The sequence below is a fragment of the Geminocystis sp. NIES-3709 genome (genome assembly GCF_001548115.1).
Lineage (GTDB): Bacteria > Cyanobacteriota > Cyanobacteriia > Cyanobacteriales > Cyanobacteriaceae > Geminocystis.
The window spans coordinates 197,654-224,332 of sequence record NZ_AP014821.1; the positions used below are offsets into that span (position 1 = coordinate 197,654).

Here is a 26,679-nt window from a genome sequence, read left to right on the forward strand (position 1 = left end):
CATTTTACATTTAATGTCATTGCCTATTATTATGAACTCTCCTTTATTAGAAATTAAAAATCTTAAAGTTGCCTATCCTGTTACCAACTACGGGGAAGATAAAAAAACTTGGGCAGTTAATGATGTGTCTTTTAATTTGGATAAGGGAGAAATTATGGCTTTAGTGGGAGAATCTGGTTGCGGTAAATCTACTTTGGGAAGATCTGTAATGCGACTATTGCCACATGAAAGCACGATCGAAGGTTCAGCAAATTTTCAGGGTAAGGATATATTTAGTTTTGATAGCCAAGCTATGCGCAAATTTCGAGGGGAAGCAGTGGCTTTAATATTTCAAGATCCCATGACGAGATTAGATCCTTTAATGACTATTGGAGATCATTGTATCGAAACTTTGAAAGCCCATCAACCCCAATTATCCACCAAAGAAGCAAAGCAAAAAGCCTTATCTACTCTGGAAACGGTGAAAATACTCCCGGAAAGGTTTAATCAGTATCCCCATGAGTTTAGTGGCGGAATGCGTCAACGGGTGGCGATCGCACTTGCATTATTATTAGAACCTAAGTTGATAGTTGCTGATGAACCTACTACATCTTTAGATGTGACTATTGCTTCAGAAATTTTGGCAGAGTTGACTTCTTTCTGTCGAGATAGAGAGATGGCATTATTGTTGATTTCTCATGATTTAGCTATGGTGGGTAAATATTGCGATCGCATTGGGGTAATGTATCAAGGGGAAATGGTAGAAACCGGAAAAGTTGACGATGTCATGTATTCCCCCCATCACGAGTATTCTAAATCGTTATTAGATGCCGCTTTTCATTTACATCACACCACCGCATCTCAACCCCCTGAAGCAAAGACAACACCTTTATTACAGTTAAAAAATTTAAAACAATACTATACTCTTGAAGCGAATTTTATCGAGCAAATTTTAGGCAAAAAATCCCAAACTATCAAAGCGGTAGATGATCTTAACCTCGATATTAAACAAGGAGAAATATTGGGTTTAGTCGGGGAGTCTGGATGTGGAAAAAGTACTCTCTCTCGCACCATTTTACAACTAATTAGAGCAACTTCGGGACAAGTTCAATTTCTCGATCAAGATTTAACCACTCTTACAGAAAAAGAAATTAGGGGTTTAAGAAAAGAAATACAGATGATTTTCCAAGATCCTCATGCCTGTCTTAATCCCATGATGACTATCGGAGAGTCTATCACAGAACCATTGTTAATTCATCAAATGGGCAATAAACAGGAGAATCGAGAAAGAGTAGAAAAGATGTTAAATCGAGTCGGTTTAAATCCCCAAGAATACTATAACCGTTATCCGAAAGAACTTTCCGGAGGACAACAACAAAGAGTTGCGATCGCAAGAGCATTAATTACTAATCCTAAATTAGTGATATGTGATGAACCTGTAAGTATGTTAGATGCTACAGTACAAGCTCAAGTATTAGATTTAATTTTAGAATTGAAAGCGGAGTTTAATTTAACTTATCTATTTATTACTCATGATTTATCAGTAGCTAAGTTTTTGTGCGATCGAATTGCTGTTATGAATGGGGGTAAAATAGTAGAATTGGAGGAGACTGAAAGTATCTTTAAAAATCCTCAACATCCTTATACTAAAACCCTTTTAGCTTCTGCTTTTACTTTAAAAATGCGATCGTAACTCCAGCACCCCCATCATTTTGCTTCGCCAATTCAAAATTACTAACTTGAGGATGATTTTTCAAAAATTCGTGAACTCCAGTCCGTAAACTTCCTGTACCTTTACCATGTATAATCCATAACGATCCCATATCAGTGGCATTGGCGATCGCCTTTTCTAAGAGAGGCTCTGCTAAATGAACTCGTTTTCCTCGAATATCGAGGGTATTTTGAGAAGTTCGCACATTAATAGGCTTAGATTCAGTTTTTGGCAAATTAGCTTGTTTAGATTGCTGTTTATTAACTGTTGCTTTAGTTTTCTCAGGAATAGGGTTAATCTTCTCAAAGCGTTTGCCGTCTAAAGATTCAATATCAGTGAAAGGAATTACCATCTTCATGATACCGAAACGAGCGCTTAACTGTTCAGTGTCTTCATCCACTGTTAAAACTTCCGCCGTTTGCCCAATACTTAAAATTCTCACTCTTTCACCTACTTTCGGCTTATAGCTCGATTTTACTTTCAGTGGGGTCAAAAATCGATCGCCAATTTTATTTAATACATCCGTTGCCTGATGTGCGTCTTGAGCGGTGGGTTCACCTTTTTTCTGTAATCCCTTGATAACTTGAGCAATTTGGCTCTTAGCATCAAATAATAGTTTTTGTACCTCTTGTTCTTGTTGTAGCTTTAAATCTCTCTCTCTAGCTTGTAAAGATGAGGCTTTCTCTTCTACCTGTTGATAAAATAGCTCCGTTTTTGAGAGTAAATCTTGTGCCTGTTTATGCTTATTTTCTTGCTCTCGTCTTTGATTTTCTAGTGCCGAAATTAACTCATTCACGTCATGGGAAAAACCTCCTACTAATTCTTGTGCTTCCGCCACAATATTTAACGGTAAGCCCAGTCTTTGGGCAATGGTAATAGCATTCGATCGACCCGGAATACCCCATAATAAACGATAGGTAGGTTGTAAACTCACGTCATCAAATTCTACAGAAGCATTTTCAAAACGAGAGTCATCATATTTCAAGCTCTTTAATTCTCCGTAGTGAGTTGTGGCAATAGTCAATAAACTATGTTCTGCTAAGTATTTTAATATAGCTATGGCGATCGCTGTTCCCTCATTAGGATCTGTACCTGCCCCTACTTCATCTAACAACACCAAAGACTCCCCTGTTATTAAGGAAAGGTGGGGGGGGTTAAATCCACCATGTAAAGCCTCAATAATGCGAATAATACGGCGAATATGCCCCGAAAAAGTAGATAAACTTTGTTCTAAGGATTGTTCATCACCAATATCTGCTAAAACGCTACGAAACCAAGGAATTTGAGCCGGATATTTAGCAGGAATAAATAAGCCTACTTTTGCCATTAACGCCACAATACCGATAGTTTTCAGGGTAACAGTTTTACCGCCAGTATTTGGCCCTGTAATGGCTACAACTCTTGTTTCTGGGTTAATTAAGACATCAATAGGTACAACTGAATTGCCTTGCTCATGTTTTTCCTGCCATACTAATAAAGGATGTCTAACCTGTCTTAAACTGATGCTTTCTCCGTCTTGAAAATCTACAAATTCGGGAGGATGTCCATTTAACCAAATACTATAACGAGCTTTGGCGGTGGCTAAATCTAAAGCAGTGGCAATGGCAAGTAATTTTTCTAAATCTTCCCAAACTTCGGCAACTTTCTGTGTTAACTGCCCTAAAATTCTTTCTTCTTCTCTTTTCTCCTGATTACGGGTAGTTTGTAGCTTATTCCCTAAATCAATAATAACTCTTGGTTCTAAATATAAGGTTGAGCCACTGGTTGAGGTATCATGAACAATACCTTGAATTTGTCCGCTATGACTAGCTTTTACTGGTAAGACAAACCGATCGCCTCTTTGAGTAACGACAGGCTCTTGTAATGCGTTATTATTTCTCTGAATAATAGCTTGTAAAGTTTGCTGAATTTTGTTGCGTAAAGCCTTAATTTTTTGACGAATTTCACCTAATTGGGGACTCGCTCTTTCTGTGATCTCGGCTCGATCGTCTATACAATAGTGAATTTCTTGCTCTAATTCAGGAAAAGTTCTTAAATCATTAACTAATTCTTGAAGAGTAGGACTATTTTCTTGATCTTCAATTACTCGTCTTAATTTGCGTACTCCCGCCAAAGTTGTTGCTAAATTTAACAATTCCTCTCCGCTTAAAATACCACCGATTTTTGCTCTTTCAACAGAATTTCCGATGTCATGAATACCATTAAATGACCAATTGGCGTTAATATCTGTTTCTAGTTGACAAACTTCCTTAGTTTGCTCTAATAAATACTCGGTTTCTAATACATTATCAGGGATGGCTAAATTACTAGATGCGATCGCACCTAATTTAGTGGCGGCAAAAGTGGAGAGATGTTGACATAACCTCTGCCATTCTAATAAACGGAAAGTTTCTTGTTCAATCAAGGCTATTACAATTAACAATTAATAATTAACGATCGAAAATTAGTTCACAATGACGAATAAAGATTATCACTAATTTTAAGATTAGAAAAAAGTCTTAAAAGTGTTGTTAATTATCAATGATAGCTCAAATTTAGTGAACTAATAAACTATGATCATAACTAGGAGCTTTGCTGTCAACAGATTTGATTTGATATTTAACTAAATTAGCTAATTCTTCTAATTGACTGATAGCTTCAGCACCTTCTAACTTCATCAATTCTCTGTCGTCTTGCATCTCAGTCCAAGTAATACCGTAATCAGAGACAAGGAAACGAATTAAATGATTATCCCCTAAGCTAACCATAAAAGAAGCACTCGTTAACTCCGTGCCACAAGTATAGCAAGAAGCGATATAACCTCTTTTTTCTAAAACAATTGCTAAGGCTTGAAGATTCATTACTAAATCCTTAACAAATTCACGATACTGATGTGCTAATCGAATAAACATTGATTCCTCCTAATGACACCATTTAATCTCTAAGAATCTTAATATTTTTTTAAGATTTCCTCTTTAGATTATATGATATATTCTCCAAAAAGTGCAAAACAGGGTTTATAACCCTTATCACCAGCATATCCTAATTATGAAAATAGTGATTAACTAATTAAAGTTAAATGGTGAATTTAGTTTTTCATGAAGAATTTTAAATAGATAAAGTTCCCCTTCAGTCAGTTTTTCAAGGGAAAATTAAATGTTTATTAATGTTATTCCATTGTAAGGAGAGAAAAGTTTATCCGTTTTACAAAATCCTCACTTTTCAACTTAACCTGAGTTCGATGCAAAAATTCTCGATTTAGGTAGCTATTATCTAATACCTTGTTCTTAATAACTTGCATCCAACTAACGCAACTCAGATGAGTCTTAGCTTATTTATTTAAAACAGATAATAAAGCATTACCCATAGCTTTACAACCAACACTTATACATCCTTCTGACATAATATCTCCAGTACGATAACCTAAATCTAAAACTTTTAACACCGCTTTTTCTATTTTATCGGCTAAGAGAGGCTCGTTTAATCCATAACGTAACATCATGGCGGCACTCAAAACTTGGGCTAAGGGATTTGCTTTGTCTTTTCCTGCAATATCAGGTGCTGAACCGTGTACAGGCTCAAATAACCCCGGGCGATCGCTTCCTAAACTTGCTGATGGTAACATTCCTATACTACCAGTTAACATAGCGGCGGCATCAGAGAGAATATCACCAAATAAGTTACCCGTAACGATCGTATCAAATTGTTTGGGATTACGAACTAATTGCATAGCGGCATTATCAACGTACATATGAGTTAATTCCACATCGGGATATTCTTCTGACATTTTGATAAGGCGATCGCGCCATAATTGAGATACGTCTAACACATTGGCTTTATCAACTGAACATAATTTCTTTTGACGTTTTTGGGCGGTTTCAAAGGCAACTTTGGCAATGCGATCGATTTCTGACTCAGTGTAAGCCATAGTATTTACTCCTCGTTTTTCGCCAGTTTCTGTGGTAAAAATGCCTTTAGGTTGTCCGAAGTAGATACCCCCGGTTAACTCCCTGACTACCATAATATCGACACCTTCCACTACTTCTCGTTTTAAACTGGAAGCATCTATTAATTGAGGTAAAATAGTCGCCGGGCGTAAATTGGCAAATAACCCTAAAGCGGCACGAATACCTAACAGTCCCGTTTCTGGACGTTGCTCTCTAGGCAAATTATCCCATTTATAACCACCGATCGCCGCTAGTAATACAGAATCACTTTTTTTGCACATTTCTACGGTTTCTGGGGGGAGTGGATTACCTGTTGCATCGATCGCACTTCCTCCAATTAAAGCCTCTTGAAATTGAAACTCAATATCAAACTGTTTAGCGACTGTTTCTAACACCTTTACAGTAACAGCCATAATTTCAGGGCCGATACCATCTCCCGGTAATAAAGTTATAGAATATTTTTTAGTCATTATGTATAGTCAATGGGTAAAAATAAATAGTTGTTAATTGTTCTTTAATAATATGTGGTGAGGGGTTTCTCCCTTTTTGTTTACTGTTAATTGTCCATTGTTCATTGTTAATTGTCAATAGTGCGACAAGCAACACACTGAGTTAATCTTTTTTTAAGAGACTCATAGGGTATTTTTTCAATAATTTCTCCGGCAAAGGCATCGATTAATAAATGTTTAGCATCATACTCATTTAACCCACGACTACGAAGATAAAAAATTTCATCGGTTTCCAATTGGCTAACGGTTGCACCATGCGCACATTTCACATTATCAGCAGTGATTTGTAACTCAGGTTTTGTGTTAATTCTAGCCTTGTTAGATAGCAAGAGATTGCGGTTAAGTTGCGTGGCGTTGGTTAATTGAGCTAATTTTGGTACATGAATTTTACCATTAAAAACACCTCGACCTGAATCATCAATGATATATTTATGAAGTTGATTAACTGTACCATGAGGTTTTGTTAAATTAACTTGACTGTGAGTATCTCCCATTTGTTTGCCCTGCAACATCGTTAAGGCGTTGAGATAGGTTTCAGTTTCTTCTCCCTCTTGATTAATCTGAAGGTTATGACGGTATAATTTTGCACCTAAACTAATTTCGTTAATGGTATAACGACTATTTTTGCTTTGGGAAACAAAAGTGTTGCCAATGTGAAAACCGTCTCCTGATTCCCGTTGAATGCGACTATGGTTGATCTGAGCGTTATCTTCTAAAGTTATTTCCGTAACAACGTTAGTAAAATAATATTTTTGTTTTGCTGAATCTGAACATCCAGAAGCTACAGCTCCGTAATATTCGATAAAATTAATATTAGAATTAGCTTGTGCAACAACTAAAATACGAGGTTGAGTAAAAATAGAAAAATTATCTCTAGCAGTTAGATGTAAAAGATGAATAGGAATTTCTACATTAGCGTTAGCTTTTACCCATATCACAAAAGCATCTGTTAACCCTGATGTATTTAAAGCAGTAAAAACTTCTGTTGCTGTCTCATTTTTATTAAAATACTGACTAATTTTGTTAATTTTATCCTCATCTAAATCCATCAAATTCCCTACATATACGGTATCAGGTAAAGCGGAAATATCGGACAAATTAGGGGCATAACAACCATTAACGAATACTAAACGAGAATTAGAGACTTCTCTTAAAATAAATCCATTTAATACATCTATACTTAATTGTGTGGGAATTGGTAAATGCCAATCTTCTGTTTGTAAATCAGAGATGTCCGTAAAACGCCAGTCTTCATCTTTTTCTGTGGGAAGGTGGGATTGTACGACTTGATTCGCACCTTTTTGGCGTATTCCTTGAATTAACGTTTCTAATTTTCCACTAACGTTAAGGGGTTGATTTTCACTGAGTTGTAATAATCCCCCTAAATAAGCATCTTTTGTTACCTTAAAGGTATCTGGTTTTAACATTGCGATCGAATTTGGCGAATTTGGCATAAATGATAAGTTATAAGTTATAAATAATAGGTTTTAGGTAATAAAGATTTATTAATTTTCTCAATTCCCTATACTCCTTCTCCTACAAAGTTGCCAATTTTTCTTCTTCCAAAAAGTCGTAACCTTTGGCTTCTAATTCCAAAGCTAAATTTTTATCTCCACTCATGACAATTTTTCCTTCATACATCACATGGACAAAATCAGGAGTAATGTAGTCGAGAAGACGTTGATAATGGGTAATTAATAAAAAGGCGTTATCAGATTTTCTTAACTGGTTAACTCCTTCAGCAACAATACGCAAAGCGTCAATATCTAATCCTGAGTCTATCTCATCTAATATGCCTAAAGTTGGCTCTAATAATGCCATTTGCAAAATTTCGTTACGTTTTTTTTCTCCCCCTGAAAAGCCTTCATTTAAACTTCTAGCTAAGAAAGCAGAGTTCATTTTTACTATATCTAATTTTTGTTCAACTAAATCTTCAAAGTCAAAAGCATCTAATTCTTCTAATCCTAGATGTTTGCAACGGGCGTTATAGGCTACTCTTAAAAAATCAAGGTTACTAACTCCGGGAATTTCTAAGGGGTATTGAAAAGCGAGGAAAATACCTTCCAATGCTCTTTCTTCAGGCTCTTTTTCTAGTAAATTTTCCCCTTTATAGATTATCTCTCCTCCTGTGACTTCGTATTCAGGATGTCCTGTTAATACTTTAGAAAAAGTGCTTTTTCCTGAGCCATTACGCCCCATAATTGCGTGTACTTCTCCTTGATTAATTTCGAGGTTGACTCCTTTTAAAATGGTTATGCCATCGACACTGGCGGTTAGGTTACGAACTGATAATATAGGTTGATTCATCTGAGTTATTTTATCGAGTTTTATCTGTTTGCTCGATCGATTTACTTTAGTATTTATTTTCTGTCAATCTATTTTAGGGTACTTTAGCAACAATTTTGTTGTTTAACTAAAAATTACTTAGGGTTTGTTGAAAAAGACAAGGTATTAGGTATTAAGTAAAGAATTGATACAAAACTATTAATAATGGACTGGCGACTCGATCTCAGGTGAACTAACTATAATACTAATTATTTAACGACACCCACAAGAGGTGAACTAGCTGAAGCATATTCTTTGACAGGAATACGTCCTGCCTGATAACCCAATCTTCCTGCAACGGTAGCTAATCCCATTGCCCTCGCCATTTGTACTGGGTTTTGGGCTAATGCGATCGCACTATTGATTAATAAAGCATCTGCCCCTAATTCCATACCCAATGCGGCTTCGCTGGGTGTCCCAATTCCCGCATCGATAACTACTGGTATTTTTGCTTGTTCGATGATAATTTTAATATTGGCTAAATTCTGAATCCCTTGCCCTGAGCCAATGGGAGAACCGAGAGGCATGACCGTAGCACACCCAACTTCTTCTAGTCTTTTACAAAGAAGAGGATCTGCATTAACATAAGGTAATACTGCAAAACCTTCTTTGACTAATTGTTCCGCCGCTTGTAGTGTGCCGATCGGATCTGGTAATAAATACTTAGAGTCGGGAATAACCTCTAACTTAATAAAATTATTATCTTCCTGTCCCAGTAATTTCGCCATTTCTCTACCTAAACGAGCAACTCTTACCGCTTCCTCTGCATTGGTACAACCAGCAGTATTAGGTAACATCCATATTTTACCCCAATCGAGGGCTTCTGCTAACCCTTCATGGCCAGGAGCGTTAGTTTGTACTCTACGCACTGCAACAGTGACGATTTCACAACCACTAGCGATAACGCTTTTTTGCATAGACTCCATATTAGGATATTTTCCCGTACCTGTCATTAAACGGGAATTAAATTTACGGCCGGCAATGATTAAATTATCATCATCTTGAGGATTATTACTGAAAAATTCTGAAGCGTTAGAAGGGGTTAAATACCGTGAATCTTGAGTTTTAGTCGAAAAATCACCTAAATTACTATTTATCGAGCTTAAATTGCTTCCATTAGGGTTTATATTGTTATTTTGACTAGGAGTAGGATATGTCATAATTTGCAGTGTAGATTTGTTGAACCGTTGATAGCTGAAGTATTGTAAAAGAGGATCAGCTTGATGATCTATTATTAGATTACTTATTAATTTAGCGGTAATGGGTGCTAATAGGATACCATTGCGATAATGTCCCGTCGCAAAAATGAGGTTATCAACGTCACCATAACCTAAAATGGGCATTTCATCTGCAGTTGCGGGGCGAAAACCATACCAAATTTCATCTAATTGCCAAGTACCAAGGGGAGGATATAAACGAATAGCACGATTTAGCAGAGTATTAATACCTTCTGCTGTGTTGCCTTCTTTCCAACCAATATCTTCAGAAGTGGCACCAATGATTAAACGCCCGTCTTTTTTCGGCACTAAGTAAGTATTTTCTCCAAAAATCACTCTTTCTAAGGGATTATCTAAGGGTATCTTTAAACTTAGCATTTCTCCTTTTACTGGACGCACGGGGAGAGGAAATAGTTTACTTGACCATGCACCACTAGCTAAAATGTAAGTATCGGCGGAAAATATGCCGGATTTGGTGAGGATATTATTTATCCTACCTTGATGACGAGTAAAAGCGATCGCTTCTATACCTTCTTTGACATCAACACCTAATAATTTAGCCACTGTTAATAATACTTTACCTAGCTTACGGGGATCGACTTGCCCTTCTTCGGGATACCAGTAACCTCCCATTACTTCATCTCCGAGGTGAGGTTGATATAGTTGAATGGTGTCTCTGTCTAACCAATTATTATTCGTTTGTGAGGGTTGTTGATAAATGGGAGCGATGATACCACAAGGATTATAGTCTATATCTTCATTGCTCAATTGTTCTAGTTTTCTGGCCCATTCCGGATATAAAGCAAGGGATTCTAGGGCTAAATCTAACATAGCGCCTTCGGGTAACTGTTCTGCTCTTGGTGCTAACATTCCTGCGGCGGCTTTGGTGGCGGCTTGAGTAAAGTTTCTACTTAAGACTGTAACTCCTAATCCTTTTAATTTTAATTCAACGGCGATCGAGAGTCCAATAATTCCACCGCCAATAATAATAATTTCGTTACTGGTTTTCATTAAAAATAAATATTTATAAATTAGTTTTAATTTTAATTCCTTTTAACAAAACTTTGATAGAATACCTTGCTATATTCAAGAATAGATAACTGATTCCATCGCAAAATATTGCTATTTTTTTCTTGTCGCTCCTTATCTTCCTTTTGTAAATATTTGATCAGATCAATGGTATTTTCTGTGTTTCCAGTTTCATATTCTTTCATAATGAATTCTTTTGTTTGATAACAATACTGATGATGGTTAATCAGCCAATAGAATTACTACAAAAAATATAGCAATGGTGGCTTGAAAGATAGCTACTTTTTTGGGTGTGTTTCTTCTTCTTCAGTTTTTTCGTCTTCACATTACTTTATGTATATTTGTTACTTTGAGAGCAAAAATTATAGAATTTTCTATAGACATTTATCAATCTTATTGTCGACTATGATAAATTTTAGGAGTTATTTATGAGTACTAATGAAATCGCTTCAGATGGCATACTTACTATGGGATTGGATGATAATTTCCCCCTACTCCTAAAAGAAAACTTAGAAAATAACTTCAGTGAATTTGATTTCAAAAATTATATTCTTAAATTGAGTCAAGATGATCAGGAAAAATTAGAGAAAATTAAGGGTTGGGAAATTCCACACTACAAACTAAATAACAAAACTATTCCCCTAAATATTTACATAGTACAAGACGGGTTGTTCCATAACAATAGCTTTTACTCTCAACAAGATCACAATATTTACCTCGCTAAAAGTTTTTTAAAAAATACCACTCTAAACGAGATTAAATCAATATTAGTCAAATCTATAAATAATTTACCTATTTTTTCATCAATCCCAGAAAACGCCTCATCAATTTCTTTAAGTGATAATTTAGAATCAATTATATCAAATGTAAACCCTCATACTTTAATTTGTCAATGTGGTTCTTGTTCCCTTCCCTATGGGCAAAGTTCCAACCAAAATCAAGCCACAACCATAATCATTAACGCCCCCACAACTTTAGGAAATACTTTTAAACTTCATAGTAATCCCAATGCTAACCATACTATTTATCTTGATTTTGACGGTCATTTTATGAGTAGTAGTCTATGGGAAGATGGTGGTTCTTTAAGACTAGGTTCTTATGATACAGACGGTAATCCAAACTCTTTTAGTAATGCTGAGTTAGAGGAAATTCAGTTGATGTGGCAACGGGCGGCGGAAGATTTTGCACCTTTTAACATTAACGTCACTACCGAAGAGCCAACAGATTTAGGAGACTTAATTAATAGCGGTGGTGGAGACACTCGTTGGGGTATTCGAGTTGTAATGACAGATAACCTCAACCTAGATACAGGTAGCGAAATTACCAATGCAGGTGGTGGTGGAACAGCCTATCTTGAGAGTTTTAACTGGAATTATGATGAAGTTGCCTTAACGTTTAATCAGGGAGCTTATGAAGGAGGAGAAACCATTAGTCACGAAGTAGGTCATACTCTAGGATTAAATCATGATGGTCAACTTCCCGGTAGGGAATATTATGAAGGTCATGGTAGTGGGGAAACAAGCTGGGCTCCTATTATGGGTGCAGGTTTTACTGATGGTGATTATGACAACGTAACTCAGTGGTCAAAAGCTAGTGAATATTATAATGGTAATCAAACTGAAGATGATCTAGCTATAATTACAACCAACAATGGATTTGGCTATCGCACAGATGATCATGGAAATACCAATGTCACTGCTACAGTTTTAGATCTCAATAATTTAAACAATTTTGGCATCATTGAAAGAAACACAGATATAGATATTTTTTCCTTTAATACTATTGGCAATAGTACTTTTTACTTTAACATTAACCCCATTTCAAGGGCTTTAATTTCTGACGGTGCAGGAGGTTTTTCCACCGAATATTTAGAGTCTTACGGAGCTAATTTAGACATCTGGGCAAGAATTTATGATAATGGGGGAAATTTAATTGCTCAATCTAATCCGGCAAATACATTATCAGCAAATTTTTCTAATTTATTTTTGAGTGCAGGACAGTATTATCTCCATATTGATGGTGTAGGCATAGGAAATCCCCTTTCTAGCAATCCCACAGGATACACTGACTATGGTAGTTTGGGACAATATTATGTTTCAGGAACTTTTAATCCGAATTATATTGCATTGGCTATCAACGCCACTAACGCAAATCAATTTGAAGGAAATAGCGGGACAACATCTTTTACTTTTACTGTCACTCGCAGTGGAATTACAACTAATACCGATAGTGTTAATTGGGCAATAACCGGTTCAGGTGCTAACCCCTCTAATGGTGGTGATTTTGTGGGAGGAATATTACCATCAGGTACTGTCAGTTTTGCCCCCGGAGAAACCAGTAAAGTCATCACAGTCAATGTTCAAGGGGATACAGCGATCGAACCCAACGAAACTTTTACCGTCACCCTTTCTAATCCCACCAATGGTGCAACATTTATTTCCTCCACAGCAATTGGTACAATTCAAAATGATGATGGAATCGTTACTCTCAGCAATACAACCCCTATCTTGATTGATGATGTGAATGTGGGCGGTTCAACTCCCTATCCTTCTGATATTAATGTGTCGGGATTGGGTGGTAATATAAGCAAAATTAGTGTCACCCTCAACAATCTTAGTCATTCATGGACAGGAGACATTGATATTCTTTTAGTAGGTCCTACCGGTGCAAAAACTATTTTAATGTCTGACATCGGGGAAAATATAGCTACCAATGGAGTAACATTAACTTTTGATGCCACCGCCGCCAATTTCCTTAACAACTCTAATATAACCACAAGCGGTAATTATAAACCGAATAATCTAGTAGGCACATCAGGGGTAGAACCAGACTTTTTCCCTTCTCCAGCCCCCGCCGATTCTTATAATATGGACTTATCTGTTTTCAATAATACTAATCCCAATGGAATATGGAGCTTATATGTAGTAGATGATGATGAATTGGAAAATGTAGGCACTATTGCCGGAGGTTGGTCTTTAAACATTGAAACGGATATACCCACCACACCAAGAATTAATTTGATTGGCAATCAAACCGTTGTCGAAGGCATTACTAATCCTCAAAATGTCACCTATACCGTCACTCTTTCCCAAGCAAGTACCCAAACTGTGACGGTACAATATGCCACCATTGACGGAACAGCTATAGCCGGTCAGGATTATACTAGCAGTAGTGGAACTTTGACTTTCTCCCCCGGGCAAACCAGTCAAACTATTACTATTCCCATTCTGAATGATTCCATTAATGAACCAAACGAAACCTTTACATTAATATTAAGTGATCCCAATAATGGAACTTTAGACAATACAACCGCAATTACCACAATTATCGATACCCTTTCTACTTCTGTAACTACCACTTTACCAGCTAATGTAGAAAATCTGACTTTAACGGGAACGGCAAACATCAACGGTACGGGGAATACAGGGGATAATATTCTCTTGGGCAATAGTGGAAATAATATTCTCAATGGTGGTGCTGGAAATGACCGGATGATTGGAAGTAGTGGTAATGATATTTACTATGTGGACAATATTGGGGATATAGTAGAAGAAACAGCAAGTCAGGGAATTTTTGACCAAGTTTTTGCCAGTATTAGCTACACTTTAACGGAGAATGTAGAGAGTCTCACTTTGATTGGTACGGGAAATATTAACGGTACAGGCAATAATTCAATTAACATTATCACTGGTAATACTGGCAATAATACTCTCATTGGTAATGGGGGAATTGATAGCCTCGATGGCGGAGCCGGAAATGACACCATGATAGGTGGTAGTGGCAATGATACTTACTATGTGGACAGTCTAGGAGATGTAGTGGTAGAGGAAGTAAATCAGGGAATTGACCGAGTTTTTGTCAGTATTAGCTATACCTTGGGTGATAACCTAGAGAATCTCTTTTTAGATGGTACTGAAAACATTAACGGTACAGGAAATAGCTTAGATAACAATATCACAGGTAATAGTGGAAATGATACTCTCAACGGTGGTGATGGTGATGATACCCTTGATGGTGGTGGTGGAAATGACCGTATGGTAGGGGGTAATGGTAACGATACCTACTATATAGATAGTACGGCGGATATAGTAGTAGAAAACTTAAATGGAGGAACAGATTTAGTTCGTGTTACTGCTAGTATCAATTATACTTTGACTAGCAACGTGGAGAATCTCATTTTTAGTAGTGGGGGAACTTTTAACGGTACAGGTAATAGCTTAAATAACATTATCACACGTTTTGCTGGACCTGGAAGTCTCAGTGGTCTTGATGGTAATGATACTCTCAATGGTGCTGCATCAGGCGACAGTTTGTTCGGGGGTAATGGTGATGATATTCTCGATGGTGGAGAAGGAAATGATACCTTATTGGGTGATGCAGATAACGATACCCTCAACGGTGGTGATGGAAATGACAGTATGGCAGGAGGTAATGGTAATGATATTCTCAATGGAAATGCTGGTAATGATAGCCTGACAGGAGGTAATGGTAATGATATTCTTAATGGAAATAATGGTAACGACAGTATGGTGGGGGGTAGTGGTAATGATACTTACTATGTGGATAGTGACGGGGATGTTGTAGTAGAAAACTTCAATGAAGGAACAGATCTAGTTATTGCTAGTATTACCTATACTTTAGGTGCCAACGTGGAGAATCTCACTTTGAGTGGTACAGGAAACATCAACGGTACGGGCAATGGCTTAAATAACATTATCAACGGTAATAATGGAAATAATTTTCTCTTTGGTGGTAGCGGGAATGATAGCCTGACGGGAGGTAATAGTGATGATGGCTTATCGGGCGATTTAGGAAATGATACCCTCAACGGTGGCACAGGAAATGACATTATGATGGGAGGTTTTGATAATGATACTTACTATGTAGATAGCGTGGGAGATATACTAACAGAAAACTTAAATGAAGGGATAGATGTAGTCATTGCTAGTATTAGTTATGCCTTGGGTAGTAACCTAGAGAATCTCATTTTAGATGGTACGGCAAATATCAACGGTACAGGTAATAGCTCAAATAACAATATCACGGGTAATAGTGGAAATAATAGTCTCAATGGTGGTGACGGTAATGATAGCTTGACAGGGGGTAGTGGCAATGACAACTTATTGGGAAGTAATGGTAATGATACCCTCAACGGTGGTGCGGAGAATGATACCCTCAACGGTAGTGTGGGTAATGACAGTATGGTAGGGGGTAGTGGCAATGACATTTATATCGTTGATGCATTAGATTACATAGTTAGTGAAACATCAACAACGGTAACGGAAATAGACACCGTACAATCTTCTATCACTTACACCTTGGGTGCTAATTTAGAACACCTTATCTTAACAGGTACATCTGCTATTAATGGTACTGGGAATAATCTCCCTAATAATATGACGGGCAATAGTGGAAATAATATTCTCAATGGTGTTGCAGGTAATGATAGTCTGACGGGTGATGCGGGGAATGATACCTTATTCGGCAGTTCAGGTAATGATACTCTCGATGGTGGCACGGGTAATGATAGTATGGTGGGGGGTAGTGGTAATGATATTTATATCGTTGATGCAGTGGGTGACATAGTTAGTGAAACATCAACAACGGTAACGGAAATAGACACCGTACAATCTTCTATCACTTACACCTTGGGTGCTAATTTAGAACATCTCATCTTAACAGGTACATCTGCTATTAATGGTACTGGGAATAATCTCCCTAATAATATGACGGGCAATAGTGGAAATAATATTCTTGATGGTGTTGAGGGGAATGATAGTCTGACGGGAGGAAATGGTGACGATAGCTTATGGGGAGGTGCAGATAATGACACTCTCGATGGTGGAGAAGGGAATGATACCCTTAATGGTGGCACGGGCAATGATAACATGGTGGGGGGTACGGGTAATGATGTTTATATCGTTGATGCAATGGGTGATATAGTCACTGAAACATCAACAACGGTAACGGAAATAGAAGCGGTAAAATCTTCCATCACTTATACTTTGGGTGCTAATTTAGAACATCTCATCTTAACAGATACATCTGCTACTAATGGTACTGGGAATAATCTCCCTAATAATATGACGGGCAATAGTGGAAATAATATTCTTGATGGTGTTGAGGGGAATGATAGTCTGACGGGAGGAAATGGTGACGATAACTTATGGGGAGGTGCAGATAATGACACTCTCGATGGTGGAGAAGGGAATGATACCCTTAATGGTGGCACGGGCAATGATAACATGGTGGGGGGTACGGGTAATGATGTTTATATCGTTGATGCAATGGGTGATATAGTCACTGAAACATCAACAACGGTAACGGAAATAGAAGCGGTACAATCTTCCATCACTTATACTTTGGGTGCTAATTTAGAACATCTCATCTTAACAGGTACATCTGCTATTAATGGTACTGGGAATAATCTCCCTAATAATATGACGGGCAATAGTGGAAATAATATTCTTGATGGTGTTGAGGGGAATGATAGTCTGACGGGAGGAAATGGTGACGATAACTTATGGGGAGATGCAGATAATGACACTCTCGATGGTGGAGAAGGGAATGATACCCTTAACGGTGGCACGGGCAATGATACCATTCGGGGAGACTCAACCTTTGATAACTTAACAGGAGACGATACTATTGATGGAGGAAGCGGTAACGATTCCATTTTAGGAGGAGGAGCCAATGACTTTATCTACGGTGGAGATGGAGATGATATGATCTTGGGTCAACGAGGAGATGATACTCTGTCAGGAGACAATGGTAACGATTTCATTGATGCGAGTAATGATAATGACTTTATCTACGGTGGAGATGGAGCAGATACCATCAATGGTGGAAGTGGCAATGACTTTATTGATGGTGCCACAGAAAACGACTCCATCTTAGGAGGTCTGGGGGACGATACCGTTAACGGTGGAAATGGAGATGACATCATTATTGGAGGAGCGGGACATGATTCTCTTTACGGTGAAAATGGGGATGATACCATTAATGGTCTAGGAGAAAATGACACTATTGATGGAGGAGATGGAAACGACTGGATCTTGGGAGGTGCTGGTAATGACTTTATTGACGGTGGTGTAGGGGAAGATACCATTAGTGCTAGTAATGATAACGATACGATACTAGGAGGAGATGGAAACGATTCTATTGACGGGGGAAGTGGAAACGACTCGATCGATGGGGGAAATGGAAACGATATTCTACTAGGTTATACTGGTCATGATACTCTTGATGGTGGCACGGGCAATGATAGTTTAGTGGGGAGTAGTGGTAATGATCTTTATATTGTTGATGCAGTGGATGATATAGTTACTGAAACATCAACAACGGCAACAGAAATAGACACGATACAATCTTCGATCATTTGTACTTTGGGTGCTAATTTGGAAAACCTCATCTTAACAGGCACATCTGCTATTAATGGTACAGGTAATACTCTTGATAATAATATTACGGGCAATAGTGGCAATAATATTCTTAATGGTGGTGACGGTGATGATACCCTCAACGGTGGTAATGGAGATGATAACCTTCTAGGGGAAAATGGTAATAATAATTTAGTGGGGGGGGAAGGAAATGATACCATTGATGGAGGAAGCGGTAACGATTCCATTTTAGGAGGGGATGCCAATGACACTATTGATGGGGGATATGGAGATGATACCATACTAGGTCAACTAGGCAACGATACTCTGTTAGGGGACAATGGTAACGATTTCATTGATGCGAGTAATGATAATGACTTTATCTACGGTGGAGATGGAGCAGATACCATCAATGGTGGAAGTGGCAATGACTTTATTGACGGAGCCACAGAAAACGACTCCATGTTAGGAGGTTTGGGAGATGATACCCTATTTGCCAGAGATGGAGATGACATAATTATCGGAGGAGCGGGAAATGATTCTCTCTACGGTGAAAATGGGGATGATACCATTAATGGTTTTGGAGAAAATGATACTATTGATGGAGGAGATGGAAACGACTGGATCTTGGGAGGTGCTGGTAATGACTTTATTGACGGTGGTGTAGGAGAAGATACCATTAGTGCTAGTAATGATAACGATACGATACTAGGAGGAGATGGAAACGATTCTATTGACGGGGGAAGTGGAAACGACTCGATCGATGGGGGAAATGGAAACGATATTTTACTAGGTTACACTGATCATGATACTCTTGATGGTGGTAATGACAACGATACCATTATCGGAAGTTATGGTAATGATACCCTCACAGGAGGTACTGGTAATGATTTTTTCCGCTTTGATTCACCATTAGAAGGAATCGATCAGATTGCCGATTTTAACATAACCGATGATACTATTCAAGTTTGTGCTAGTGGTTTTGGCGGTGGTTTAGGGATAGGTGTATTGCCAAGTGAGCGCTTCCGTGTTGGTTCATCACCAAGTACTTCTGATCATCGTTTCTTCTATAATTCCAGTAATGGTGGTTTATTCTTTGATGTGGATGGTAGCGATGCTACTTCTGCGGTGCAAATTGCTACTTTAAATACTGGTTTAGCCATGACTAATACTGATATTGTGATAATTTAACGATCGTGTTTTCTTTATCATTGACTACTAATAAATTAATCTCTATGCAACCAGTCGCCCTTTTGACAGAGATATCTGGGAGAAACTTATGACTGTACTTTAGACTAATAAAATATTGCAAGAGAATAAGTAACCTCGATTCGATACAAAATTTATGGGTAAAAGCAAGGTATTAGTTGTTAGGTATTAAGTAAATAATTGATGAAAAACTATTAACAATTGATTTTACATAGATTAATTTAATTAAATAATAAATAATATTTGGCAAAATTAACCATTAGCTATCACGCCTAAAATCTACCTAGATCAAAGATTTTTTTCTCGAACTCAGGTGCACTCAGGTTAAAATATAAGGTTAACTAAATTAAATAATTATTTAAACTTTAAAAAGATTTTATGCAATCTCCCTATCAACCCAGTGATATAGAGTCCAAGTGGCAAAAAAAATGGTCTGAAACTGGATTATATAATACAGAAGAAAATACTGACAAGCCTAAATATTATGCCCTTTCTATGTTTCCTTACCCTTCAGGAAAATTACACATGGGTCATGTTCGTAATTATGTCATAACTGATGTTATTGCTCGTTTTAAGCGAATGCAAGGACATAGAGTATTACATCCCATGGGGTGGGATGCTTTCGGTTTACCGGCAGAAAATGCCGCCATCGATAGGGGTATCCCTCCAGCAAAATGGACTTTTGAAAATATAGCCCAAATGCGATCGCAACTCCAAGAATTAGGTTTATCCATCGATTGGAGTCGAGAAGTTGCAACTTGTTCTCCTGAGTATTATAAATGGACACAGTGGTTATTTTTACAATTTTTAGAAGCGGGACTTGCTTATCAACGGGAAGCTGCGGTAAACTGGGATCCGATCGATCAAACCGTATTAGCTAATGAACAAGTTGACTCCGAAGGTTACTCTTGGCGTAGTGGTGCAAAAGTCGAACGCAAATTATTAAGACAATGGTTTCTCAAAATTACCGACTATGCAGAACAATTGTTGGATGACCTACAACAACTACAAGGTTGGCCAGATCGAGTCAAAACCATGCAGGAAAACTGGATAGGAAAGTCTGTAGGGGCTTATTTAGAGTTTCCTATTATGGGAAAGGATGAAAAAATAGCCGTCTTTACAACTCGCCCTGACACTGTTTACGGAGTCACTTATGTAGTACTCGCCCCCGAACACCCTTTAACTCAAGTTGTCACTACTTCCGAAAGAAAAGAAGTCGTAGAAGCATTTATCAAAGAAGTATCGGAAGAAAGTGAGATCGATCGAACTGCCGATGACAAGCCCAAAAAAGGTACAATGACAGGAGGGAAAGTCATAAACCCCTTTACAGGAGAAGAAATCCCCATTTTGATCGCCAATTATGTGTTATACGAATATGGTACAGGGGCAGTCATGGGAGTACCAGCCCACGATGTGAGAGATTTCAAATTTGCCAAAGAGAATGACTTACCTATCAAAGTAGTTATCTTGCCAGACGATGCAGATAACGGTGATATATGCCTTTTGGAAGCCTACACCGAAGCGGGTATCATGATTAACTCCGGTGGTTTTAACGGCATGAATTCCATCAAAGGAAAAGAAGCAGTGATTCGCCTTGCCGAAAATAACGACTATGGCAAAAAACGCATTCAATATCGTCTCAGAGATTGGTTAATCTCCCGTCAACGTTACTGGGGTTGTCCCATTCCCGTTATTCACTGCGAAGATTGTGGTATAGTACCCGTACCCAGTGAAGATTTACCCGTCAAATTGCCTGAAAATGTGGAATTTTCTGGGCGTGGTGCGTCTCCCTTAGCTAAAATTGAAGACTGGATTAACGTACCTTGTCCAAAATGTGGCAAACCAGCAAAACGGGAAACCGATACAATGGATACCTTTATCGACTCCTCATGGTATTTTTTCCGTTATACCGATGCAACTAACCAAAATGAGGCATTTAATCTTAATACCGTTAATGATTGGATGGCGGTGGATCAGTATGTAGGTGGAATTGAACACGCTATTCTACATTTACTTTATTCACGCTTTTTTACAAAAGTTGTTAGGGATAGGGGCTTAGTCAAGGTTGACGAGCCCTTCAAAAGATTATTAACTCAAGGTATGGTACAAGGTTTAACCTATAAAAATCCTGAAACGGGTAAATATGTCATAGCAGAAAACGTCTATTCAGTGGAAGAAACCAACGACAAAGGCAAAACTGAGACGGTTTATTATGAAAAAGAAACCAATCAGAAACTCTCGGTATTTTACGAGAAAATGTCTAAGTCTAAATATAATGGTGTTGATCCAGAGGTGGTATTATCCAAATATGGAGCAGATACAGCGAGAATGTTTATCTTATTTAAAGCACCTCCTGAGAAAGATTTAGAATGGCAAGACGCAGATGTAGAAGGGCAATATCGCTTTTTAAATCGAGTATGGTTATTAGTTAATGATTTTGTAGAAAACCCTAATTCTGCCAAAAATAAAACCTTTGATAAAGCGAAACTAAGCAAAGAAGAAAAGGATTTAAGAAGGGCTATTCACACAGCTATTAAAGAAATTTCTGACGACTTAAATGGTGATTATCAATTTAATACGGCAGTTTCTGAGTTAATGAAATTAAGCAACGCTTTACGGGATTTTAGTAATAAAAATTCTCCTATTTTTCGAGAAGGAATTGAAACTTTAATTTTACTTTTAGCACCTTTTGCACCTCATATTAGCGAAGAATTATGGAAATTATCAGGGAATAGTAATAGTGAATCAGTCCATTTACAGTCATGGTTAACCTTAGATAATGATGCTTTAATTGTGGATGAAATTACTTTAGTTATTCAAATTATGGGTAAAACTAGAGGTACAATTTCTGTACCTGCTTCTGCGAATAAAGAGGAATTAGAAAAATTTGCTAAAGAGTCTGATATTGCGAAAAAACACATAGATAATAAAACTATTAAAAAAGTGATCGTTGTACCTAACAAGTTAGTGAATTTTGTCGTAAGTTAATCTTTAAATCCCCAAAATTGGGGAATTTTTTTGTTTTAAATAATTTCATCAAAAACTATTATTAATTAACTAAATTTTACTTGATTTCTTCCATTTTCTTTTGCCTGATATAAAGCATTATCAGCCATTTTTATTAAAGATTCGATCGAATTTTGGGAACTAGGAATTACGGAAGCAATGCCAAGACTGAGAGTAACATAATCACTAATTTCTGAATGTTTATGAGGAATTTTCAAATCTTGTATTTCTTTCCTGATTTGTTCAGCTATATTAATAGCACCTTCAAGAGGAGTATTGGGTAAAATAATGGCAAATTCTTCTCCTCCATAACGAGCTAGAAAATCTGATGATCTTTTAACGATATTATCCATTATTTGAGCTACTTTTATTAAGCATTTATCTCCTGCCTGATGTCCATAAATATCATTGTAAGGTTTAAAATAATCTACATCACATAAAATTAAGGATAAAGGTTCATTACCTCGATCGCAACGTTGCCATTCTTGCGCTAAAGTATTGTCAAAAAAATGTCGATTATAAACCCCTGTTAATCCATCAATAGTAGCTAGTTTACTTAGCTTTAATTCAAGTTTTTTCCTAACAGTAATATCTCTAACTGTCACTGAAAAACCATCCCCTAATTTTACCGCGATAAAATGAAACCATTTTTGAGTATTTTTATAGTTATATCTAATATCTTGCTCTAAAGATTTTCCTGTTTCTACCACTTTGATAAAAGAAGAAAATAATTGAGGTTTAACTTTATTAATAAATTTTTTAAAAACTAATTTTCCTGTTAAATTTTCTGGTTGACTATTAAAAATTTGGGCAGTGACAGGATTAACCACTATACAACGAAAATCCTCTATTTCTCCTGTTTTAGGATCTCTCACTGCTTCTAAAGCGGCGATGCCATCAAGAGATGCGTTTAAAATACTAGAAATTAAAGCCCTAGATTGATATAAAATAGCTTCAGCTTCTTTTCTTTGACGAATTTCTTTTCTTAAATTATCTTGCTCTTTTTCTAATAATTCTCGTTCTTTTTCTAATAATTTTCTCTGGGTTTGAATTGTTAATTGACTGGTAATTCTAGCTAAGACTTCTTCTTCTTGAAAAGGTTTAGTTATATAATCAATACCTCCTACTTCAAAGGCTTTTATTTTATCAAATACATCACTCAAAGCGCTAATAAAAATGACGGGAATATCTTTTGTTTTTGTATCAGATTTAAGTTTTTCACACACCTCGTAACCGTCCATATTAGGCATTAAAATATCTAATAAAATTAAATCAGGAGGATTAGATTGTGCCGCAATAATTGCACTTTCTCCATCGGGTGCTTTTTTTACTTTATAATTTTTACTCTCCAGCATTTTTGAAAGTACCCTCAAATTAGCCGGTTGATCATCAACTATTAAAATACTCTCAATTAAGTTGTTTTCTGATACCAAATCAAGTTGATTTATTGATTTATTTAAAGATTTAATATCACAATTAATCATTTATATTATTTCCTTTTATTTGATAAAAAAATTATTTTTTCAATTCCCATAAACTTGTTATAAAAAATGATTTGTTAGATATTATTATTGTTTTTCAATAAGTTTTCTAATTTTTTTTAGTTGGAAATTATCCACTAAATTAGTTAGTTTCTCAATCAAGGTATGATGTTCTTGGGGAATTTGTGCAATTAATTCTAATATTAAATCATCATCGAGATCAACAGAGGCTTGATATAATTTGTCTATCCATGATGAGGGCATTATTTGCAAATTTTCCACTGTTAAAGGTTGATTTGTGGTAACGATCGAGGTGTGATTTTCTTCTTCATAAATGTATTCTACTCCCAAGTGTTTAGCCATTGCATCAAAGATAACCGATTCTTTAAAAGGTTTTCTGATAAAATCGTCACATCCTGCGGATAAAATCACAGCTTTTTCTTCTTCCAATACACTGGCAGTTAAGGCAATAATAGCGGTGGCATTACCCTTTATTGTACCTTTAATATGTTGAGTGGCCTCATAACCATCCATTACAGGCATTCGCATATCCATCCAAATAAGATGAGGTTTCCAATCATCCCATATTTCGATCGCTTCTTGCCCATTTCCTGCTTCTTTCAATTCAAATCCCAAAGGTTGTAGTAATTTAATTAGTAATAAACGATTCATTGGACGATCGTCAACTACAAGAATACGATAACGCTGTTGTCCTGATTTTAAACCTACCACATGACGAGAGTTAATACGTTGCTCAATTTCTACTTCTTCGGGTTTAATGAGTTGAGTAACTATTTCAAAACTAAAAATACTACCTTCCCCCAAAGTACTTTTAATATTGATGTCACCCCCCATTAATTGGACAAATTTTCGACTAATAGGCAAACCTAAACCTGTACCTTCTTGACTGTTTCTGCCTACTTCTGTTTGAGTAAAGGCTTCAAAAACCTTCCCGATGTCTTCTTGTGAAATTCCCGCCCCGGTATCTTCTACGGCAAAGGTGATATAGATTTTATCTTCGGTTTTGGGTTGATAGGGAGTCAGATAAACTAAAACATTAACCCCTCCTTCTTCAGTGAATTTAATGGCATTGTTAGCTAAATTTATCAATACTTGACGTAATTTTGTCTCATCTGTGCGAATATAACGAGGTACATTTTCATCTCGTTCAAAATTTAACTGTAATTCCTTCTCTTCGGCTTTTAACTGCAATAAGTCTTCAATTTCTTGTAATAACGTATAAAGATCAAAGTTTTTCTCATTCAATGTCATTTTTCCTGCTTCTATCTTCGATAAATCAAGAACATTATTGATTAAATTCAAAAGATAGTTACCACTGCGATGGATAATGTTAATATTGTCTTTGTGTTCTTGTAGTAAGGTATTCGATCGCATCATAATTTGAGAAAAACCGAGAATAGCATTCATGGGAGTGCGCAATTCATGACTCATATTCGCCAAAAAAACGCTTTTAGTTTGATTGGCTATCTCTGCTTTCTCTTTTGCTTGAGCTAATTCGATGTTTCCTGCTTGAAGTTGTGCCGTAGATTGTTCAAGAGAGTTAATAACTTGATTGTAACGAGTAGCAATATGTCCTACTTCCGTAAAAGGTTCAACTGGTACACGCAAACTAAGATCTTGAGTTTTAATTTGTTCATCCATAACGGTAAGCAAATCATAGACTTCGGTCTTTGCTCTATGCTCAGATACATTTAGTCCTATATCTTCATCTTCTAAGGATACCCGTAAAGGGAAAAAGCGATTAGTGAGATTGAGTAATAGCCATGCTAAGCCAAAAGCCCATATAAAGCAGACTAAAATCCCTAATAATTGCACTAATAACTGCTCAAAAGAGTTTAAACCTGTACCTAATAATTCAGGTTGTGCAAATAAGGCTACCGCTAAAATTCCCCATGTACCTCCCATACCGTGTACTGCAACCGCATCAACTGCGTCATCAATTTTATGCTTTTCTAATTGTCCTTTAGCAAATAACATTAAATAAGCACCAATCGCTCCGATAATAACCGCTTCAGAGGTAGAAACTGCATGACAAGAAGCTGTTATAGAAACTAATCCAGCGATCGTACCATTCATTAAAAATTCTACTTCAGGCATTTTATACTTTTGCCACCCAAAAATGCAACCGCTAATCATTCCGGCTACTCCTGCCATCAGGGTATTGACTAAAATTCTCGGTACTTGATCATTAAATACAAATATACTGCCACCATTAAAACCAAACCATGCAATCCATAACAACATGACTCCTAACACAGATAAAGGTAAATTCGAGCCATTGATTTTCTGAACAGAAAAACGACCGTGACGAGGGCCTATAATAATTAAAAGAGCAAATGATACCCATGCCCCGATGGAATGAACTACTGTACACCCTGCAAAGTCCACAAAACCGAGATTTCCTAACCATCCCGTAAAGCCATTGTGACTGTTATCCATGCCATTCCATGCCCAATGACCAAAAATAGGGTATATAATACCTGAAATAATGCCAGAAGAAATTATATAAGAACTAAATTTTAACCTTTCGGCGACTGCTCCTGATACGATCGTCGTTGAAGTACTACAAAACATAGCTTGAAAGAGAAAAAAAGCACCTAACTCAGAATCACTACCTATATCAATAAAAAATCCTGTCGTGCCGATTATTCCTGCCTTACTTAAGCCAAACATTAATCCATAACCAAACATCCAGAATAAGGCGACGGAGATACCAAAATCTGCGAGATTCTTTACGGCTACATTAATGTTATTTTTTGATCGAGTCAACCCTGACTCTAAACACATAAATCCGGGTTGCATTAAGAATACTAATCCGGCACAAATTAAAATCCATTGTAAATCAGTCATAATTAACAATTAACAGTGGCTTATCATATTAATTCCT

General features: G+C 36.9%; 11 protein-coding genes. 3 read left to right on the forward strand and 8 right to left on the reverse strand.

Annotation, left to right across the window (positions count from 1 at the left end; translation table 11 throughout):
* Positions 1 to 31 precede the first annotated feature (31 nt).
* Complete coding sequence (locus GM3709_RS00765) at positions 32 to 1,672, forward strand: ABC transporter ATP-binding protein (protein ID WP_066121632.1); 1,641 nt, start codon at positions 32 to 34, stop codon at positions 1,670 to 1,672.
* On the opposite strand, the gene GM3709_RS00770 is transcribed toward GM3709_RS00765, so the two are convergent.
* The 6 genes from GM3709_RS00770 to thiO all read right to left on the reverse strand — a co-directional run bounded on the left by GM3709_RS00770 (position 1,650) and on the right by thiO (position 10,678).
* Complete coding sequence (locus GM3709_RS00770; protein WP_066121634.1) at positions 1,650 to 4,094, reverse strand: endonuclease MutS2; 2,445 nt, start codon at positions 4,092 to 4,094, stop codon at positions 1,650 to 1,652. The genes GM3709_RS00765 and GM3709_RS00770 overlap by 23 nt on opposite strands.
* A gap of 130 nt (positions 4,095 to 4,224) precedes the next feature.
* Positions 4,225 to 4,581, reverse strand: a complete 357-nt coding sequence (locus GM3709_RS00775) for a DUF1815 family protein (RefSeq protein WP_066115348.1) — start codon at positions 4,579 to 4,581, stop codon at positions 4,225 to 4,227.
* 419 nt (positions 4,582 to 5,000) lie between these two features.
* Complete coding sequence (gene leuB / locus GM3709_RS00780; RefSeq protein WP_066115350.1) at positions 5,001 to 6,086, reverse strand: 3-isopropylmalate dehydrogenase; 1,086 nt, start codon at positions 6,084 to 6,086, stop codon at positions 5,001 to 5,003.
* A gap of 107 nt (positions 6,087 to 6,193) precedes the next feature.
* Positions 6,194 to 7,552 (reverse strand): Fe-S cluster assembly protein SufD, encoded by a 1,359-nt coding sequence (sufD, locus tag GM3709_RS00785; RefSeq protein WP_066115352.1) that lies wholly within the window; start codon positions 7,550 to 7,552, stop codon positions 6,194 to 6,196.
* 109 nt (positions 7,553 to 7,661) lie between these two features.
* Positions 7,662 to 8,432: a Fe-S cluster assembly ATPase SufC gene (gene sufC, locus GM3709_RS00790; RefSeq protein ID WP_066115354.1), complete on the reverse strand. Its 771-nt coding sequence runs from the start codon at positions 8,430 to 8,432 to the stop codon at positions 7,662 to 7,664.
* Between the two features lie 227 nt (positions 8,433 to 8,659).
* Positions 8,660 to 10,678, reverse strand: a complete 2,019-nt coding sequence (gene thiO, locus GM3709_RS21750) for a glycine oxidase ThiO (protein ID WP_066115356.1) — start codon at positions 10,676 to 10,678, stop codon at positions 8,660 to 8,662.
* Between the two features lie 446 nt (positions 10,679 to 11,124).
* On the opposite strand from thiO, the gene GM3709_RS21755 reads away from it, so the two are divergent.
* A complete protein-coding gene (locus GM3709_RS21755; RefSeq protein ID WP_066115358.1) occupies positions 11,125 to 19,266 on the forward strand; it encodes an S-layer family protein in 8,142 nt (2,713 codons plus the stop codon).
* Between the two features lie 396 nt (positions 19,267 to 19,662).
* Positions 19,663 to 22,272, forward strand: a complete 2,610-nt coding sequence (gene leuS, locus GM3709_RS00805; protein ID WP_066115359.1) for a leucine--tRNA ligase — start codon at positions 19,663 to 19,665, stop codon at positions 22,270 to 22,272.
* 65 nt (positions 22,273 to 22,337) lie between these two features.
* Here leuS and GM3709_RS00810 read toward each other — a convergent pair whose 3' ends face one another.
* Entirely contained in the window at positions 22,338 to 23,774 is a 1,437-nt protein-coding gene (locus GM3709_RS00810) for a diguanylate cyclase domain-containing protein (RefSeq protein ID WP_082712914.1), read from the reverse strand.
* Between the two features lie 84 nt (positions 23,775 to 23,858).
* Positions 23,859 to 26,642: an ammonium transporter gene (gene amt / locus GM3709_RS00815; RefSeq protein WP_066115361.1), complete on the reverse strand. Its 2,784-nt coding sequence runs from the start codon at positions 26,640 to 26,642 to the stop codon at positions 23,859 to 23,861.
* Positions 26,643 to 26,679 lie beyond the last annotated feature (37 nt).

Coding starts and splice junctions, on each gene's coding strand:
- GM3709_RS00765 (WP_066121632.1), top strand. CDS start 32: ATGAACTCTCCTTTATTAGAAATTAAAAATCTTAAAGTTGCCTATCCT.
- GM3709_RS00775 (WP_066115348.1), bottom strand. CDS start 4,581: ATGTTTATTCGATTAGCACATCAGTATCGTGAATTTGTTAAGGATTTA.
- leuB (WP_066115350.1), bottom strand. CDS start 6,086: ATGACTAAAAAATATTCTATAACTTTATTACCGGGAGATGGTATCGGC.
- sufD (WP_066115352.1), bottom strand. CDS start 7,552: ATGTTAAAACCAGATACCTTTAAGGTAACAAAAGATGCTTATTTAGGG.
- sufC (WP_066115354.1), bottom strand. CDS start 8,432: ATGAATCAACCTATATTATCAGTTCGTAACCTAACCGCCAGTGTCGAT.
- thiO (WP_066115356.1), bottom strand. CDS start 10,678: ATGAAAACCAGTAACGAAATTATTATTATTGGCGGTGGAATTATTGGA.
- GM3709_RS21755 (WP_066115358.1), top strand. CDS start 11,125: ATGAGTACTAATGAAATCGCTTCAGATGGCATACTTACTATGGGATTG.
- leuS (WP_066115359.1), top strand. CDS start 19,663: ATGCAATCTCCCTATCAACCCAGTGATATAGAGTCCAAGTGGCAAAAA.
- GM3709_RS00810 (WP_082712914.1), bottom strand. CDS start 23,774: ATGATTAATTGTGATATTAAATCTTTAAATAAATCAATAAATCAACTT.
- amt (WP_066115361.1), bottom strand. CDS start 26,642: ATGACTGATTTACAATGGATTTTAATTTGTGCCGGATTAGTATTCTTA.